We start from the raw sequence: 19,232 nt of genomic DNA, 5'->3' as shown, positions 1-19,232 counted from the left end.
CCGTCAAAACATTTTCATCTGCAACTAAATACATATATATTATGAAAAAGAAACTCTTAATTCTCTTTAATCTGATATGCATCATTCTATTAGCTTCATGTAAAGAGAAGAACAATTCATTAGAAAACGCATTAGCCATTGCAGGAGATAATAGACAAGAATTAGAGAAAGTATTGTCTCATTATAGCCAAAAGCCAGAAGATAACCTAAAGTACCAAGCTGCTTGTTTCCTGATAGAAAACATGCCTGGACACTATTCTTACAAAGACACTTCTTATATAAATAGGTATCACCATCAATTAGATTCGGTTGCTCTTATTTATAAAAACCAAAACAATACCGTAAAAGACAGTCTTTTTCGACAAGTAAGAGATCTATACACAGAAAATCAAGGATTTGTGCCGGATATCCACATCATAAAGGCCAATTATCTGATTGACAATATCGACCGTTCTTTTGATGTTTGGCTAAATGGAGAATGGTCTCTCCACATTAATTTTGATGATTTCTGCGAGTATATTCTTCCCTATAAAAGTTGTGAAGGGCAGATATTGGATAACTGGCGTGCATATTTTAAGGATTATTGTAACGGCAACATTAAAAAACTCCATTATTGCCATTTATTTAAAAATGCGGCATATAATGCTTGCGAAGCCGTCAATCGGGCACTTAAAGATAGCACAAAGCCTCGTTTAGTTAATGAACCGGGCATTATCCCAGTAAGAAAGATGAATACCCTCACCCAAATACCATTCGGAGTATGTGAAGACTACAATATTCTTGCCTTATCTGTGATGAGAGCCAAAGGAATCCCTACGATCATGGATTTCACCCCTCAATGGCCTTTTCGTTCTTTAGGGCATAGTTGGAATGTATTGATAGAAACATCCGGAAAAAAAGTTGTTTATGAAGGCACAGGTCAAAGTCCGGCTACACCACACAAAGAAGAACACCCTATGGCTAAGGTCTTTAGGAAAACGTATGCAATCAATAAAGAGATCTTAGAAATACATGGAAAAGAAAAATATATTCCGTCTACTTTCAACAATCTATTCATGAAGGATGTCACTCCGGAATATCTTACAACATGCGATATCAACCTTTCCATCGAATCTTCTCATAAACATACTTATGCTTATCTGGCTGTTTTCGACAATGAGAAATGGGTGCCAATACATTATGGTAAGATATCAAAGAAAGATAAAGTTACATTCGATAAAATGGGGAAAAGAATTGTCTACTTACCTGTTTTTTACGAAGCTACTGGCATTAAACCTTTTTCAGCTCCCATAATATTAACAGTTTCCGGAAATCAAGTCCAACTTATTCCCGACACTCTTACCCGGCAAACATTAGTTTTAAAACGTAAGTTTCCTCCTTTCGAGAATCTATACAAGGTTGCAGAACGTGTTGTAGGAGGAAAGTTCCAAATAGCAACCGATTCTCTTTTTAAAGATTCAACGACCATACACACCATCACAGAATTAGGTATTTATGCACAAAGCGTAGATTTGAGCGAAGCAGATGATAGTGCTCGTTATTGGCGTTATTATCCTCCCAATGGAGCTCATTGCAATATGGCAGAACTTTTCTTCTACGAAAAAGACTCTATTCAACCTACCATAGGCAAAATAATAGGCACACAAGGTTCTTTTCGAAAAGGTAACCAATATGCCAAAGAAGCCACATTCGATCGGGATGCGCTAACGTTTTTTGATGCCCCCGAAAAGAACGGATGCTGGGTGGGATTGGATTTTGGCAAACCTGTAAAAATAGACCATATAGTCTACTTACCTCGGAACGATGGGAATTGCATTGAAATAGGAGATGAATATGAACTTTTATACTGGGGAAACAATAAGTGGCAATCCTTAGGTCGGAAAACGGCCGATTACATCGCCCTTACTTACGAGAACTGTCCAAGTAACGCCTTATTCCTATTGAGAAACCTAACGAAAGGAAAAGAGGAACGAATCTTTACGTATGAACACGGAAAACAGGTGTGGTGGTGAAAGACGCCAAAGAAAATTCCTCCACACCCGGATGTAGAACCCTGCCCCATCCGGGTGGAGCAACTTCCTCCATCCGGGTGGAGAAATCGCCTCCATCCGGGTGGAGAAAGAAGTTTGAAACCGCCAGTCAAAATCAGGAAAAGTCAATCAGGACGAGTCACAGCGTGACACTTGTGACACTTCTGTGATGCTTTTTTGAAAAGTATCACCCACTATTTGATCCTGTAAATCAACTTGTTAGAACGCTGTGTGACACTTGTGACACTTTTTGATCGAAAAAATCGATCTGAACATAGGTTTTTTTGGTGAATTTCAGGGCATACGCATTATCATTTAGTACTCTTTTATGTCTAAATAATAGGGTATCTTTACCCACATGTATGCCCTAACGGGCAAGTGTTTCATAGTAAAATATCACCGGGTTAGAATCTTCGGATAATTGAAGTAACGTTTCGCTTATGAATCATGCGTTCTATAAATAAGTAGATGTTCATTATTAGTTCATAACGGTTTGGAAATGATTGAAACCGGATTGTTTTTTTAAGCCACGGATGACACTGGATTGCACGGATTTTAAAACACGGATAAATATCTTACTACTTTATATCACAAATTAAAATCCGTGTTTAAAAATCCGCCTAATCTGCGTAATCCGTGGCTAAATTTAAATTAAAGTAAATGAGGATAGATACGCGGAATTATTTTTTGCCACATAAGGACAGAAATATATCTTCCGCGTTCATCCGTTCATTCCGTTTTTTCAGCGTACCCATTTCCTTCAAAACAATATTATTTTCCGCTAAATTATCCCACCTTAAGCATCATGTTGGTACGCGATTATGATGGGCACATAACAATTAGTCGCTTTTCATCGTACAAAGTTTATAATTTCAATTAAGTCCATAAAACACTGCAAACCGATAACATAGTTATTAAAAAAGTAACAGTTTCCGATATTATGTCACTATTGAATAATACAGGTTTAGTCTCTAATATTATTTGCGCTTTGCCCTTAAATAACAATAAAAAATACAAGGTAGCATAAATCAATGCACTTAAACCCATTGTATACATTGCACGTTCATCGTTATTACGAAATTCTATAAAACTGTCCATAACAACACATAAAGGCAATAATATAACAACTCCCAGCACTGTGAAAGCAGAGGGAATAATGCCATGTTCGTGTACAACAACCTTTTTAAACCAAAGCATGTAATTGCAAAATATCACATTCAAAATCTTCATAGTATGCAAAAATACTAAAAAGGAAACATTATCTTTGCCTTTCGATGACACAACTGTTTATTCGATTATACGACTTTTTTCAGAGAAGAAAGACCATCCTGTATTTATCTCTCATTCTATGTGTGGCAGTGATGAGTTATTACGCTTTCCAGGTACGCTTTGAGGAAAACGTAAGCCGGTTCTTACCCGATACCAAGGATGCTGAAGTGGCAGGGAAAGTATTCGAAAACCTGAAAATCAAAGATAAACTGATTGTGATGTTCTCGGTGGTTGATACTACCAACGTTCCCGATACCGAAGTATTTGCAGAGGCAAGCACCCAACTAAGCGACAAACTAACAACCCGTTTGGGGAATACACACATCAAAGATATTTTCTATCATGTCGATGAAAACATCATAGGAGGAATGAGTGAGTTTGTATATGATTACCTCCCTCTTTTCTTAACCGATGCCGATTACCTTCGTTTCGATTCTCTGCTGACACAAGCATCTGTGGCGGCAGCTATGCAAAAGAATTATTCCAACCTGCTTTCGCCGGCAGGAATTGCTCTCCGGAAATATATTATGAATGACCCACTTCATTTGGGAGCAAATACACTGAAGCACTTACAGGATTTTCAGTTGGAATCTAATTATGAAATGGTCGACGGATATATCTTCACCAAAGATGGGCGAACTTCCTTCATGTTTATTACCCCTGTATTCGGTACCGGAAGTACAGGCGAAAACGAACATTTGATTGCTGCCCTGGAAGAAACCATTGGAGAGATAAACAAAGAAAATCCGCAGATAAAGATCGAATACTTCGGTGGTCCAACCGTAGGAGTTTATAATGCGAGGCAAATAAAGAAAGATACTATTATAACTTCGGCTATTGCCTTGTTGATTATTGTAGTCTTTATATCACTTGTTTTTAAACGCAAAAGAGCCATACCACTTATCATTACTCCCGTTTTATTTGGAGGATTGTTTGCGTTATGCTTCATTTACTTTATCAAAGGAACGATATCTGCCATTGCCGTAGGGACGGGGTCTATTGTATTCGGTATTGCTTTGAGCTATTCCATTCACATGCTGGCTCATCAAAACCATGTACACTCTGTTAAACAATTGATTAAAGAAATCGCTTATCCACTGACTGTGGGCAGCTTTACTACCATTGGCGCATTTGTCGGCTTGCTTTTTACCAGTTCCAATCTGCTGAGAGACTTCGGCTTGTTTGCTTCGCTGGCATTGGTGGGAACTACCTTATTCTGCCTCATCTATCTGCCACACTTCCTGAAAGGGCAAGCCCATATCAAGCAAGGAAAAGTATTAAATTGGATTGAACGCCTCAATGCCTATTCATTTGAGAAAAACAAATGGCTGGTGGGTAGCCTGCTTATTATCACCCTGATTTGCCTGTTTACTTCGCAAAAGGTCGGTTTCAACGAAAACATGCAGGTACTAAGCTACGAACCCAAGCATTTAAAACAAGCCGAAAATAAGCTGAATACCTTTTTCGATGAACACGGTAAAACGATTCTCTTTATAAGCACCGGAGCAAATATGGAAGAGGCTGCCTCTTCTTATGCAGAAACAAATAAGAAGCTGGAAGTATTAAAATCTAAAGGAGAAGTAACTGATTATGCTTCCGTCCGGCAATTTATTATTCCCCAAAGAGAGCAGGAGAAAAGACTGCAACAGTGGAACGACTATTGGACGAACGATAAAAAGGCGCTTTTGCAAGAGAGGATTGAAGAAGAAGCCAAACGTTACGGGTTTCGAAGAAGCTCTTTCGACGGCTTTTATAACTGGCTGAACAGTTCTTTCACCTTACTCGATTATCAGAAAGAGAATGATGAAATGGGTAATAGGCTACTCTCGGAATGGCAAACCTCAACCGATGATTTGACCATGCTCGTTACCCAGGTAAGGCTTGATAATACGATTAAAGAAGACGTTTACAAAGCTTTTGATAAAGAATCTCAGGTAGTGATATTCGATCGCGCTTACTTCACCAATAAGTGGGTATCTGCTGTTAACGATGACTTTTACCTGATTCTGTTTATATCTTCTTTCATCGTATTCTTTGCCTTATGGATTTCTTACGGCAGAATAGAACTTACCCTCATGAGTTTTCTGCCCATGCTGATCAGTTGGGTCATTATTGTAGGGATCATGGGGCTTTTCGGTATTGAGTTTAATATTGTGAATATTATCCTTTCTACCTTTATATTTGGTATTGGCGATGATTTCAGCATCTTTATTATGGACGGCCTTCAAAGTAAATACCGGACCGGACAGAAAGTGCTTGCTTCTCATAAAACCGCCATTTTCTTTTCTGCCTTTACCATGATTGTGGGTATGGGTGTATTGGTATTTGCTAAGCATCCGGCTTTACAAACCATCTCTTCCATTTCTATATTAGGTATGATCGCTGTAGTTTTGGTGGCCTATACCATACAGCCTATTTTCTTTAATTTCTTTATTGCCCGTCCTGCGGCTAAAGGGCTTCCTCCTTATACATTGTTAGGTTTACTTCGCACTGCCTTGTTTTTCCTGTTGTTTTTTGGTGGGTGTGTATGTATTTGGCTAACTATGCTGATCCTGATTATTGTACCTGTAAAGAAGGCTAAAAAGAAGCAGATTATAAGCTTGATGATTCATCGTAGTTGTCGGTTTATTCTTGCCGTAAGCACCTTTGTGAAGAAAGAAAGAATAAATCAGGCTAATGAGACTTTTAAAAAGCCGGGTATTATTGTAGCCAATCATCAATCGTTTATCGACATACTGGTGATCCTTTCACTGGCTCCTAAAATAGTTATGGTAACTAAGAAGTGGGTGTGGAAATCTCCCTTGTTTGGGGCTATTATTCGCTATGTAGATTTTTACTATGCGGGAGACGGGTACGAACTATCTGTAGATTACCTGAAACAAAAGGTAGATAAAGGCTATTCCATCGCCGTTTTCCCCGAAGGAACCCGTAGCCTCAACGGACAAATGAAACGCTTCCATAAAGGAGCCTTCTACCTGGCAGACGTTCTTCAGTTAGATATTATTCCTGTGTTGCTGTATGGTAATTGGCGCGTGGCTTCCAAAGCCCAGCCTTTTAACTTACGTAAGGGGATGATGGCTTCTGAGATATTGCCTCGTATCAGTCCGCAAGATGCTTCCTGGGGTGCTACCTATCAGGAACGTACCAAGAAGATATCCGCATTTATGCGCGAGCGGTATGCCACACTTTGCGCACAAAAAGATACCCCCGATAATCCTTTCTTTTATGAATCATTGGTGCAAAACTACATTTATAAAGGCCCTGTGGAAGAATGGTACATCCGTATAAAAGTACGTATGGAAAAGAATTATCGCCTTTTCAACGAGCTTATCCCCACTCACGGACAAATAACGGATATAGGTTGCGGACTGGGTTCACTCTGTTATATGCTTTCTATGTTATCGAAGCAGCGTCAGCTATTAGGCATTGACTATGATGAAGAAAAAATTGCGGTAGCCCATCACGGTTGGCTTAAAAGAGAACAGACCCAATTTGTTTATGCAGATGCGTTGGAATATGACCTTCCGCCAAGCAATGTCTTTATATTGAGTGATATGCTGCATTATATGAGCGATGAAGATCAATCTGCATTACTAAAGAAGTGCATACAGTTATTGCTTCCCGACGGGCTGATTATTGTACGAGACGGCAATTCTTCCGATGAAAAGAAGCATAAACTGACCCGCTTTACCGAATTGTTATCTACCCGCATCTTAGGTTTTAACAAAACCAAAGAGAAACTATGCTTTACCTCACAAGAGCAAATGCATAAGATCGCAAATGAATGCAATATGAAGCTGGAGATTATGAAGAACGACAAATATACCTCAAACACCATTTACCTATTCAGAAAGGGTTGATACAATGAGTAAATACGACATCATAATCATAGGAAGCGGCTTGGGCGGTCTGGAATGCGGAGCCATCTTAAGCAAGGAAGGCTATAATGTTTGTGTGCTTGAGAAGAACGGACTTTTCGGAGGATGTTTCCAGACATACACCCGCAAAGGGCGATTGCTGGATACAGGCATTCATTACATCGGTAGTTTGGATGAAGGACAAATTCTCCATCAATATTTCCGCAACTTTGGCATTATGGATAAGCTGAAGCTCTGCCGGCTGGATGCCGAAGGTTTCGATCGCATCTACTATAAACAAAAGGCTTACGACTATGCGATGGGATATGAACCGTTTGTCGAAACACTCTGTCGGTCTTTCCCCAAGGAGCGGGAAAACCTTCAAAGGTATGTTTCCCTGTTGAAAGAAGTAGGAAGCCTCATCACTGTCGACAACCTGAAACAAGGTATTATATCGAAGGAGGGCATGAAGTTCTTTGGAATGTCTGCTGCCCAAGTACTATCCGATATTACCTCCAACCCCGATTTGCAGGAAGTATTGGCAGGGTCTGCTTTGCTCTACGGAGGGGTAAGGGATGCCTCCACCTTTTATCATCACGGCATGATTAATAACTCCTATATAGAAGGTGCTTATCGTTTTGTGGGAGGGAGTATGCAAGTGAGCCTTGAACTGATTAATGTGATCCGTTCCAACGGTGGAACCGTAAGAAATAACAGTGAAGTGACCCGCATCATAGTGGAAAATGAACAAGTTACAGGCGTTGAAATCAATCATGAAGAGATTATAGAGGCAGACTATGTAATATCGAATGTTCATCCCAAACGAACCTTTGAACTAACAGATAAAACCCGAAGCATACGGAACGCCTATCTTTCTCGTATTAACTCTCTTGAGAATACTTATGGTGTGTTTACAGCTTATCTTTTAATGAAAAAAGACAGTTGCTTATACCAAAACAGGAATACCTATCTGCACGGTACTCAGGATGTATGGTATGATAAACAGAACCACCTGGGGCAAGTGAACAGTTGCCTGATCTCTATGCAATCCCCCGAAATGAACAGGCGTTTCGCGGAGGTAGTGAGTATCCTAACCCCCATGCATATAGATGAGTTAAGAGAATGGGAACATACCACCCCTGAGAACAGAGGGGAGGCATACAGACAGTTTAAAAAGGCAAAAACGGATGCATTATTCGATTTTATCGAAAAGCAAGGCTTTGCATTGGATGGAGAGGTGGAATCCATTTATACCACCACCCCTTTAAGTTACCGGGATTATACGGCTACTGTCAACGGATCAGCTTATGGAATTATTAAGAACTATAAATGTCCGCAAGTCGGCTTTATCTCTGCAAAGACGAAATTAAAGAATTTACTGCTAACAGGGCAGAATCTAAATGTACATGGAGCATTGGGAGTAACGCTTACCTCCATGATTACGTGTGCATGTTTGTTAGGTGAAGAATATTTAGCTAAAAAGGTTGGAAATGCGTAAAATCATATTTAAAATAGTAAAATACACAGGCATTGCTTTCTTAGCTTTGCTGCTGTTAGGGGCAGGTACTCTTTGGTATTTGTACAAGTCGGCAGATATGTTGACCCCGAATTTAATGGAAGCCCACGCTTATGAATTAGCCAATAAGGAAGGATTCAGGCAATACGGTCCCAATAAACTACGGCAAAGCGAGAGTGGTCTCTGGGAACTTTATGTAGAAGGAGATGCGTTTGAGCGGGGAGAGGCTATCGGACACCTTTCCGAAGATTTACTGTATTATCAGGAGAAAGTATTTGTCGATCAAATCAGAGAGCTTATTCCATCAGATAATTACCTCAAATTCCTTCGATTCTTTATAGCCATCTTCAACAGGAACCTCGGAGAGAATGTAATTGAAGAATATCGCAATGAAATCTATGGTATTTCATTATCCTGTACCCATGAATATGACTTTATAGGAACTCCTTACGAGCGACAATTGAATTATCATGCTGCTCACGATTTAGGTCATGCCATGCAAGACTATATGTTGGTGGGTTGCAGTTCCTTCGCTTCCTGGGGAGAACATTCTGCGGATTCTTCATTAATCATCGGCCGTAATTTCGACTTTTATGTAGGAGATAACTTTGCCCATAACAAGCAAGTCGCTTTCTATAATCCTTCTTCGGGTTATAAATTTGTATCTGTCAGTTGGCCCGGCATGACAGGAGTGTTATCCGGAATGAACGAATATGGTCTTACTGTTACGATTAATGCAGCGAAATCGGCTATGCCTACTTCATCAGCTACCCCCATTTCTGTTTTAACACGAGAGATTCTTCAATATGCTACGAATATAGAAGAGGCTTATGCCATTGCCTCTCAAAGAAAAACATTTGTAGCAGAATCAATTCTGGTTGGCTCTGCCAAAGACGGGAAAGCTGCCATTATAGAGAAATCTCCCGATAAAATAGCCCTTTTTACAGGAAACGGAGATACTCAATTAATCTGCACCAATCATTATCAATCCGATATTTTTAATGAGGATAAAAGACATCTTGAGAACATAGAAACCTCAGACAGTCCCTATCGTTTTGCCAGATTAGCGGAACTGCTCAATAGGAATAATCCGATTGATTACACCAAAGCCGCTTCTATTCTTCGGGATCATAAAGGGCTCAAAGATGCGGATATAGGTATTCCCAATGAAATGGCAATCAACCAGTTTATTGCTCATCATTCTGTCATCTTTAAACCTGAACAACGCATTATGTGGGTTTCCACATCTCCCTGGCAAAGTGGGAAGTATGTGGCTTATGATTTAAACAAAATCTTTGCTGATAGTCTTTCGTTTGATAAAGAAATCTATTCCGAAGAGTTAACCATTACAGAAGATCCTTTTATGCAGGAAGAAGCCTTTAAACAAATGGTGAAAGAGAGGGAAGAAAAGAAGCAAACCAAATAATACTTATATGGAAAAGAACCCCAACATACAATTCCAATCCCCTGCGGAAATTAAAGCCTTTCAGGAAGAAAGACTTATAGAGCAATTGACCTACCTTCAACAAAACTCTCCATTTTATCGGAGATTGTTTATTGAACATGGCATTGAAATCTCTCAAATAAAGACCATTGAAAATTTATGCAACCTTCCTGTTACTACCAAAACCGATCTTCAACTTCATAATGAAGATTTTATTTGCGTAAACAAAGAAGATATTATTGATTATGTAACCACATCGGGTACCTTAGGCAACCCTGTAACCTTTGCACTGACCGATGAAGACTTAAATCGCCTATCTTACAACGAGCTATTATCATTCACCACAGCAGGTTGCACAAAGAAGGATATTCTTCAGTTAATGACTACCATCGACCGCCGTTTTATGGCCGGACTTGCCTATTATTTAGGTGCACGCGAGTTGGGTATGGGCATTGTTCGTGTAGGAAACGGAATACCCGAACTGCAATGGGATACTATTAATCGTGTTCATCCTACCTGTGGTATGGTGGTACCTTCTTTTCTTATTAAGCTGATTGAATTTGCAGAAAAAAACAATATCAATCCTCATAGTTGTTCGTTGAAAAGGTGCGTTTGTATTGGTGAATCCTTACGAAATTCCGATTTCAGCTTGAATACACTGGGAAAAAGAATACAGGAGAAGTGGCCGGAGCTGCAACTTCATTCTACGTATGCCTCCACAGAGATGCAGTCTTCATTTACCGAGTGTAGTGAATTGTGCGGAGGACATCTACAGCCCGAATTAATTATTGTGGAGTTTCTGGATGATAAAAACAAACCTGTAGCAGCAGGCGAACCGGGAGAGGTTACCATCACCACTTTAGGAGTAAAAGGCATGCCTTTATTACGCTTCAAAACCGGAGATATCTGTTATCACCATACAGAGCCCTGTGCTTGTGGACGCAACACCATGCGTTTAAGCCCTGTTTTGGGGCGCAAAGGACAGATGATTAAATACAAAGGAACTACCTTGTATCCGCCCGCTCTCTTCGATATCTTAGATAGTATGCCACGTGTTATCAACTATGTGGTAGAAGTCTACACCAACGACTTAGGTACCGACGAAATACTCATTCGCGTAGGAAGTGAAGATAAAACCGAAGCTTTTGCCAAAGACATCAAAGATTTATTCCGCTCTAAAGTACGTGTAGCACCGGGCATAGCCTTCGAATCTCCGGAATATATCAGTAAGATACAAATGCCGCCAATGAGCAGAAAGACGATAAAGTTTATCGATTTAAGATGAAATATCACTTTAAAAATTAACTTTGCTATAACTATTATTTTATTAAACTAAACAGACTTAGACTTATGAGAAAATTAATTCTGCTGTTCTTTGTAGCTGTAAGTATGGTCAGCTACGGACAAAACAACAAAATCCAAGACGTAACCTTTTATGGTATTGATTTCTCCATGACCAAAGTGTATGGTGCAGACGAAACACCCGGACAGTTTATTCAGGCTTTTCATGGTATCAACCGCCTGTTTCTTTCGGAGCCTAAAAAGTACGATGTTTGCAAGTTCCTTAGAGTGGATATAATAGGAATGGATCTTGATCCTGTAGAAAAGCTTAATGATAAAATGGATGTATCTGATTTGATACAGAATGGTTATGGCGGGTATGTACTTACCGATGACCAGATAGAACAAGAAATAAAAAAGCTACCTATTGAGAAAACCACCGGTACAGGCTTGGTATTCATAGCAGAAGTATTGAACAAAGCCAGCAATCGCGGACATTACAAAGTGGTATATTTCGATCTTGCTACACGCGATGTATTGGAGATTATAGATGCCCGGGGAGTAGCAAGAGGCTTCGGACTGCGTAATTACTGGGCAGGATCAGTGTATAATATGATGAAGAAGTTGTAGGGAAATTTGAAATATTTTTCTTTATATTTGCCCTCAATATTAATATACTATACCAATGAAAGTAGTTGTAGATAATAAAATTCCATATATAAAAGAGGCTATAGAAGCAATAGCCGATGAGGTAATTTATGCTGTTGGCAGCGAATTTACCCCGGAGTTGGTGAAGGATGCCGATGCGCTTATTGTACGAACCCGCACCCAATGCAACCAACACTTACTGGAAGGAAGCAAAGTGCAGTTTATTGCTACAGCCACTATTGGTTATGATCATATAGACACCGAATATTGCAAAGCCGCGGGTATTGAGTGGATTAATGCTCCCGGCAGCAATGCAGCCTCAGTAGGGCAATATATAGAATCGGTGTTTCTTCTGCTCGAACAGGAGCGTGGACTTAAGCTGCAGAAATGTACCATCGGAATTATTGGGGTAGGTAGTGTTGGTAGTAAAGTGGAAACTGTAGCCCGAAAGTATGGCATGCGGGTATTACTAAATGATTTACCACGCGAAGATGCAGAAGGTAAAAGCTACTTTTCTACCCTAAAAGAGATTGCGTCCGAATGTAACATCATCACCTTCCATGTACCTTTAAATAAAGAGGGAAGCTATAAAACACTGCATTTGGCAGATCAAGCTTTCTTCGATTCTTTAACCCGCACCCCTGTTTTGATAAACACTTCGCGTGGTGAAGTGATCGACACAGAGGCTTTGCTGGCAGCCATAGACAATAGACAAGTATCTCAAACCGTAATAGATGTATGGGAGAATGAACCCGACATTAACCCGGAACTACTCGAAAAATGCTGGATTGGCACCCCCCACATTGCCGGCTACTCGGCAGATGGAAAAGCAAATGCCACCCGAATGGCATTAAAAGCCTTGTGTGCACACTTTGATAAACCGTTTGAGTATAAAATCAATCCCCCTGCCCCCGAAGAGACTGTAATAAAAGCAACTACCGAAGCCGAAGCTTTATTGCATATCTATGATCCCCGACAAGACAGCGAAAGGCTAAAGACCGAACCACAGCTTTTTGAGTATTTCAGAGGAAATTATCCATTAAGAAGGGAGAAGAAGGCTTACGAGATTGAGATTGAATAAGAAGTTGATTCATTTCTTTTTTTATTTGATCGATAGTTGATGAAGGTATCTTTATGGGTTTATCCATAATTATTTTTGCTACTCTTTGAGCTTCCTCATTCTTTTCAAGTTTATTTAAAACTAAAACTATGTGATATAAAGGCATGAATCGGTTAGGACACATATAAGAAGCAGTACGATAATGATTTACTGCTTTTTCGTTTTGATTTAACTCCTCTTTAATTTGTCCTAATAATATTTCCAAATCGTAATCCGCCCATAATGTGCGGCACTTTTCCGCTGTTACGAGACTTTCTCCATACAACCCGGCTTGATAAAGTTCCGCTGCATAATTATAAAGGAAATAACGATCTTTGCCCAATTCTTTTTCTATTTTATTATATTGTGATAAGACATATTTCTTATCTTCCGAATAAGAGAATTTTGCCAAATGTGCCCATTCAATCTCTGCTTTTACCCTTTCGTACAATTTTATTCCGGATAGAGATAGAAAAAACAAAGAAAGCAATGCTCCAATTTTTAGCCATTTAACCGGAATCTTTTTAGTAATTAGATAAACGTGGTTTTTAACCAGAATGAATGTACTATAAAAAAGCACTAGCCATACAAACGGATACATCAATGGATAAGAAAAAAGAGAAAAAGAACCAATAGTAATCCAACAAAGCAAAGCAAACACGCCATTCTTAGATGGGTATTTATAAAAACAAAAAACAAGATAAGCAATCCAGCCTCCTAATAACAAGAGCCCTATTAAGCCATAATCTACCAAAATACGTAAGTATTCACAAAAGGGATATTGAATATTATCAGCTAACATAGTATATGAACTTTGAGGGTTATTCTTAAAATAGTTAGCCTGATAATCCATATAATTAGCTTCAAATCCACCTGTACCATATCCAGTTAACAAATTTGATTTTAACATAGATATTGAACACTCCCAAACAAGGAGGCGACCCAGGGCAGAGTCTTTTTTCAAATAATAAAGACTTGTAATGGCTATTATGAGAATAATTGGAAAAGTTACCCACTTTATTTTATCGGAGATTCTCAAGTATCTTATACCCAAACAAATAAATAATATCAGAGTAGAAAATATGCCGGAACGGGACTCTGATAATAGAACAGCGATAGTTGTCAACAATGGGATGAACCCAAGAACCCATCTCATCTTCCCTTTTGCCTCTATGATACCTAATATGCAAAATGGCAAGCCAGCGCATAAAGATGCTGCAAAGCCTGCCGGATTATCAAAACTGCCCATTACTGGGAAAGCATTTGTTGGGGCACAGATATTAAAGTACTGGAGTATACCATATAGGGACTGAAATAAAATAGTTATGCTGATTAATCGTAAAATGTGTCTTTGAGGTATTTTATGTGTAATAACTGGATTAACAGAAATAATAATAATCAGATAGATACTTAATAAAATTATTCCGGCAATAGTAATGATCCATTTAGGAACAATTTGAGAATCGACAAAATGGAAGGAACTAAAAAACATTGCACCCATGCAAATTAGTCCTAATAAGGAGTACTTTATAAGCTTGTCAAGCATATTAATTCTTCTTAGTAATAGATAATCTCTAATAAAATAAGAGATTATCTATTAATTTTGAATGAAAAGTGTTAGAATATTCTTTTATTTTCTTCCTGATTTTATCCAAACAATAAAGGCAATCAAGGCTATAAGATTGAATATAAGCAGGAAAATAATCCATAGCACTTTAGATAATCGGGAAAGAGATTTTTCTTTCAGAATGATTATAAGACCTATGATGAATATTGTGATTAATATAATTTCAGTGATAGCAGGAAACATAACCATTGATACTTAATCTTTTATACTCAAATATTCTTTCTTAGACTGATTCCAAGAAGAAATTATCTCTTTTCCGGTACCTGTAGAATCTACATAATTATTGATATCGCTAATGTTTTTTGTCAATTCATCATATATACAGATATCCAACTCTGTCTTTTCAAAATCTTCTTTACTCATTATAAATTGGAAATGACAGGTAATTGTATCTATAGATATATGATCAAGAATCAATTGATAAATCTTTGACCTCAGTTCTTTTTGTTCTGAAGTTAATTTTTCTTCATTCATAAAAAGAATACCTTCTCTAACTTGTTCTATTTGTTCTTTTCTATTCGAAGAATTTTGTACTACACTGGAGTTGTTACAGGATGCAAAGAATAGAATAAATGAGACTAAAATAAATGATTTCATAATATTATTTTCTTATTTCATACCTTAGAGCCTGTTTAAATTTTGCTCGTTCTTTTATTTAGTGCTATTTTTAGGCTGTTTGTTTTCTTTTTAAGGTGAGAATAGCGGGCTATTTGAACCGCAAAAAGAGAACAGACAAAAAGAGTACTAAAGAAAAAACGAAAGCATCCTATAATAATTATTCTGTGGAAGTTTTAAACAGGCTCTTAAAATTCCAAAGAAAAACGAAAGTGTCCTATAAAATTATTATGTAAAAAATATCAGTAGATTCGAGAACCAAATAATAATATTATTAGGGTCTATGAACTTCTGTTCCTGCTTCTCTTTGATCTCCACCTGATACATTAAAGCCTACTCCTTGGAAAGAGATTGAGGCGCTCCAACCTATTCCATAGCAATAAGCCCAAGCAAATTCATGATACCTTGAAGAATCAAGATCCCCTCCAACAGTTTTTATATCAGCTTCACAAGTAAATCCAGAATCTGCCCAACTGCTTGAATTACATGATCTATCTACTAAAATGCCATTCCGGAAAGTTGAAACACACTTAAGACTGAACCCCATAACTTTTATATAATACAAATTATAGACAGGCCATCCTTTAGAAAAAACACATGTAGTACGTGCTATAGATTCTGATCTCGTTTTTACTTCAGGAGTACTTATTTCCTGATCAATTTGTGAAAAACTTCTAGGATTCAATATCATATAGCCAATATGGTCATAGAGAATGCCACCATGTTCATTTGAAGCAATCGCTGTAGAATAGTAAATATTTCCTTTATAATTCCATTCCAACTCAATAATTTCCATTCCCACTAAAATTTTAGTCTTAAGTTGGGGTATTAGTCGTTCTGTAGGATCAATGCCAATGGATTGTATTGCATTCTCTCTCACGGCTTTTAAAGGAAGAATTTCAAATTCATCTTTATTAGTATATTGAACAATTGAAGCATTATTGGAAAATAAATGTTCCATTATTACGGAAATTTCATTTTCTGAGTCAATTATTCCTTTGTGGGTATAACCAATAAGCTTAATCTCATTTGCTCCATTTCTGGTTTCTACATTACTCCGATTTTGGGCGGACTTCAGCTGTTCTTGCCATGTTGTTGGTAGATTTAATTGATCGTCATAATTAGACACTCCATTATAAGTATCATCAGAGTTACAAGAGATTAAAAAGATACTGATACAAGCCAGTATAAATGCACTTTTCTTCATTTTGAAATAATTTTAATTAATAATTTAGAGAATGTATAAGTGTTTCAACAGATCAAACATAATAGACCAATTTTATATTAACACTCAAATATAGATACCATTCATCTTTCCAAACAAATAAATTGGATATAAAAATTTTCGTTGGCACGGAGATTTATTATTTTGGCACAGAGATTTACTAACTGACTACAAAAACATTTTTTAAAAGACTTATAAAAAATAAAATATCAGAATAAATTCAAAAATTAGAGCGATTCAATTATCTCTGCTCTATTTAGAAAACAATCAAGAAAAGCAATGTATTTGTGCCAAAGTAGTAAACTTCCCTGCCAAGCTCGTTTATTTTCCATTATTTTCTATCAAATATCCATATAAACATGCATTTTTGTGAATTTCAAGCATCATCATTATGAAGAATTTTAAATTTATTATCGGAATCATCTCACAGATTATCATTGTATCCTCCTGTAATTTACAAAAAAATGAATTAGAAAAAACATTAACCCTTGCAGGAGAGAACAGAACTGAATTAGAAAGTGTATTATCATATTACAACCAACAGCCAGAGGATAGTCTGAAATATAAAGCTGCATGCTTTTTAATAGAAAACATATCTGGTCATTATTCTTATAAAGATACTTCTCGCATAAATAAGTACTACAGAGAATTAGATTCTATTGCAACGGCTTATAAAGGCAAAAGTAATCATTTGAAAGATAGTCTTTTTCGAAGTATTATAAACAAATACAGTGAAAATCAGGAACTTATTCCTGATATACAAATCATAAAAGCCGATTATTTGATTATGAATATTGAGCAATCCTTCAAAGTTTGGCAAAACGGTGACTGGTCACAGCATCTAGATTTCGATGAATTCTGTGAATACATCCTGCCTTATAAAAGTTGTGAAATGCAAATACTTGATAATTGGCGTGAGTATTTTGTGAATATTGCAACAGCGATATTGAAAAACATCAACATTGTCAATTATTCAAGAATGCTGCATACAATGCTTGTGAGAAAGTGAATCGGGAAATTAAGAACAAAGTAAAGCCTCGGTTAATCAATGAAGATGTACCTATCCCAATTAGGAAGATGAATATTTTAACTCGAATACCTTTTGGAACATGTGAAGATTACAATATCCTGACTTTGTCCATAATGAGAGCTAAAGGAATCCCCACTGTTATGGATTATACTCCTCAGTGGCCATTCCGATCTTTAGGGCATAGTTGGAATGTATTGTTAGAAACATCTGGAAAAAAGGTTGTTTTTGAAGGGGCAGGTAATAATCCGGCTACCCCTCATAAAGAAGAGCATCCAATGGCTAAAGTATTTAGGAATACGTATGCCATTAATAAAGAGATTCAAGACATGCATGAAAAAGAAAAGTATATACCACCCACTTTTAGTAGTGTTTGTATAAAAGATGTTACTGAAGAATATCTTAAAACTTGTGATATTACTATATCCATACCATCTCCTCATAAACACACTTATGCTTATTTAGCAGTTTTTGATAATGAGAAATGGGTACCCACACATTATGGAAAGATATCAAAGAAAAACAAAATTACCTTCGATAAAATGGGAAAAAGAATCGCTTATCTTCCTGTTTTTTATGACGCTACAGGTATTAAATCTTTTTCAGACCCAGTACTGCTTACTATATCAGGCAAACAAGTAACGCTGAAACCAGATACATTAACAAAACAAACATTGGTATTAAAGCGAAAGTTTCCAGCTTTCGAGAATTTATATAAAGTGGCAGAACGTGCGGTGGGCGGTAAGTTTCAAAGTGCTACAGATTCTCTCTTTAATGACTCCACAACATTACATACTATTACTGAATTTGGTATTTATGCCCGGGAAGTATGTTTGAAACATTGTCAAGATAGTGCTCGTTATTGGCGCTATTACTCACCAGATGGAGCTTACTGTAATATAGCAGAATTGTTTTTCTATGAAAAAGATTCCATACAACCGACTATGGGTAAGATCATAGGAACAGAAGGTTCCTACCGCAAGGATACAAAATATACTAAAGAGGGGGCATTCGACCGAGATGCTTTAACCTTCTTTGATGCTCCACATAAAAATGGAGGTTGGGTAGGTCTCGATTTCGGTAGACCTGTAAAAATAGACCGAATCGTTTATCTACCCAGAAGTGATGGAAACAGTATCGAATTTGGAGATGAATATGAACTTCTTTATTGGGGAAATCATAATTGGCAATCTATGGGTCGTAAAGTGGCTGATTATATAACTTTGACTTATGAGAATTGTCCAACTAACGCCCTGTTCCTTCTGAGAAACCACACTAAAGGCAAAGAAGAACGTATATTTACTTATGAAGAGGATCAACAAGTATGGTGGTGAAATAGTTTCAAGGCAGCAAACTCTTTGTTTGCTACCGCCAAACAACTTGTTTCAAGGCGGCAAACAATTTGTTTAACGGTTTAAAACAAATAGTTTCATAAAGCAAATATGGTAAAACATTTATTTCAAGAGGAAAATAAGACTGAGAAAAAGCGTGCTGGCAAATTTGCCGTCACGCTGCCAGCACGGGTTGCCAGCACGCTTTAACTAATTACATATCAACCATATACAAGCGAATCGTGCTGGCGTGCTGGCAAAAA

General features: G+C 37.6%; 11 protein-coding genes and 1 pseudogene. 9 read left to right on the top strand and 3 right to left on the bottom strand.

The window, feature by feature from the left end; translation table 11 throughout:
• Positions 1-41: 41 nt before the first annotated feature.
• The 7 genes and pseudogenes from D0T60_RS09545 to pdxB all read left to right on the top strand — a co-directional run bounded on the left by D0T60_RS09545 (position 42) and on the right by pdxB (position 13,126).
• On the top strand, positions 42-2,012 hold the full coding sequence (locus D0T60_RS09545) for a transglutaminase domain-containing protein (RefSeq protein ID WP_163217951.1): 1,971 nt from the start codon (positions 42-44) through the stop codon (positions 2,010-2,012).
• Between the two features lie 1,292 nt (positions 2,013-3,304).
• Positions 3,305-7,159, top strand: a complete 3,855-nt coding sequence (locus D0T60_RS09540) for a trifunctional MMPL family transporter/lysophospholipid acyltransferase/class I SAM-dependent methyltransferase (protein ID WP_163217950.1) — start codon at positions 3,305-3,307, stop codon at positions 7,157-7,159.
• Between the two features lie 4 nt (positions 7,160-7,163).
• On the top strand, positions 7,164-8,654 hold the full coding sequence (locus tag D0T60_RS09535) for an NAD(P)/FAD-dependent oxidoreductase (RefSeq protein ID WP_163217949.1): 1,491 nt from the start codon (positions 7,164-7,166) through the stop codon (positions 8,652-8,654).
• Positions 8,647-10,065: pseudogene (locus tag D0T60_RS09530) on the top strand (C45 family autoproteolytic acyltransferase/hydolase); the annotation flags it as partial. The gene D0T60_RS09535 and the pseudogene D0T60_RS09530, both read left to right, overlap by 8 nt.
• A gap of 40 nt (positions 10,066-10,105) precedes the next feature.
• The gene (locus D0T60_RS09525; RefSeq protein ID WP_163217947.1) at positions 10,106-11,401 is read left to right on the top strand and encodes a phenylacetate--CoA ligase family protein; all 1,296 of its coding nucleotides are present in this window, start codon (positions 10,106-10,108) and stop codon (positions 11,399-11,401) included.
• 65 nt (positions 11,402-11,466) lie between these two features.
• Entirely contained in the window at positions 11,467-12,027 is a 561-nt protein-coding gene (locus D0T60_RS09520) for a hypothetical protein (protein WP_163217946.1), read from the top strand.
• A 55-nt stretch (positions 12,028-12,082) separates the two neighbouring features.
• A complete protein-coding gene (pdxB, locus tag D0T60_RS09515; protein ID WP_163217945.1) occupies positions 12,083-13,126 on the top strand; it encodes a 4-phosphoerythronate dehydrogenase PdxB in 1,044 nt (347 codons plus the stop codon).
• Here pdxB and D0T60_RS09510 read toward each other — a convergent pair.
• From D0T60_RS09510 to D0T60_RS09500, 3 genes are all read right to left on the bottom strand, one after another.
• A complete protein-coding gene (locus D0T60_RS09510) occupies positions 13,068-14,645 on the bottom strand; it encodes an O-antigen ligase family protein (RefSeq protein WP_163217944.1) in 1,578 nt (525 codons plus the stop codon). The two genes, pdxB and D0T60_RS09510, sit on opposite strands and share 59 nt — an antisense overlap.
• Positions 14,646-14,966: 321 nt before the next feature.
• Positions 14,967-15,368 (bottom strand): hypothetical protein, encoded by a 402-nt coding sequence (locus D0T60_RS09505; RefSeq protein WP_163217943.1) that lies wholly within the window; start codon positions 15,366-15,368, stop codon positions 14,967-14,969.
• 292 nt (positions 15,369-15,660) lie between these two features.
• Positions 15,661-16,593 (bottom strand): hypothetical protein, encoded by a 933-nt coding sequence (locus D0T60_RS09500; protein ID WP_163217942.1) that lies wholly within the window; start codon positions 16,591-16,593, stop codon positions 15,661-15,663.
• 409 nt (positions 16,594-17,002) lie between these two features.
• Between D0T60_RS09500 and D0T60_RS09495 the strand changes: the two genes are divergently transcribed.
• Positions 17,003-17,620, top strand: coding sequence for a hypothetical protein (locus D0T60_RS09495; protein WP_163217941.1), 618 nt, complete (start codon positions 17,003-17,005; stop codon positions 17,618-17,620).
• A 68-nt stretch (positions 17,621-17,688) separates the two neighbouring features.
• Entirely contained in the window at positions 17,689-18,972 is a 1,284-nt protein-coding gene (locus D0T60_RS09490) for a discoidin domain-containing protein (protein ID WP_163217940.1), read from the top strand.
• Positions 18,973-19,232 lie beyond the last annotated feature (260 nt).

The sequence above is a fragment of the Bacteroides sp. 224 genome (assembly GCF_010500995.1).
Lineage (GTDB): Bacteria > Bacteroidota > Bacteroidia > Bacteroidales > Bacteroidaceae > Bacteroides.
The sequence above is the reverse complement of the archived record's forward strand: the minus strand, read 5'-3'. Positions and strand labels throughout refer to the sequence as shown.

Bases quoted from the DNA above. Each gene is read 5' to 3' on its own strand.
- D0T60_RS09490 (WP_163217940.1), top strand. From the start codon at position 17,689: ATGAATATTTTAACTCGAATACCTTTTGGAACATGTGAAGATTACAAT.
- D0T60_RS09525 (WP_163217947.1), top strand. From the start codon at position 10,106: ATGGAAAAGAACCCCAACATACAATTCCAATCCCCTGCGGAAATTAAA.
- D0T60_RS09510 (WP_163217944.1), bottom strand. From the start codon at position 14,645: ATGGGTGCAATGTTTTTTAGTTCCTTCCATTTTGTCGATTCTCAAATT.
- pdxB (WP_163217945.1), top strand. From the start codon at position 12,083: ATGAAAGTAGTTGTAGATAATAAAATTCCATATATAAAAGAGGCTATA.
- D0T60_RS09500 (WP_163217942.1), bottom strand. From the start codon at position 16,593: ATGAAGAAAAGTGCATTTATACTGGCTTGTATCAGTATCTTTTTAATC.
- D0T60_RS09535 (WP_163217949.1), top strand. From the start codon at position 7,164: ATGAGTAAATACGACATCATAATCATAGGAAGCGGCTTGGGCGGTCTG.
- D0T60_RS09505 (WP_163217943.1), bottom strand. From the start codon at position 15,368: ATGAAATCATTTATTTTAGTCTCATTTATTCTATTCTTTGCATCCTGT.
- D0T60_RS09495 (WP_163217941.1), top strand. From the start codon at position 17,003: ATGAAGAATTTTAAATTTATTATCGGAATCATCTCACAGATTATCATT.
- D0T60_RS09545 (WP_163217951.1), top strand. From the start codon at position 42: ATGAAAAAGAAACTCTTAATTCTCTTTAATCTGATATGCATCATTCTA.
- D0T60_RS09540 (WP_163217950.1), top strand. From the start codon at position 3,305: ATGACACAACTGTTTATTCGATTATACGACTTTTTTCAGAGAAGAAAG.
- D0T60_RS09520 (WP_163217946.1), top strand. From the start codon at position 11,467: ATGAGAAAATTAATTCTGCTGTTCTTTGTAGCTGTAAGTATGGTCAGC.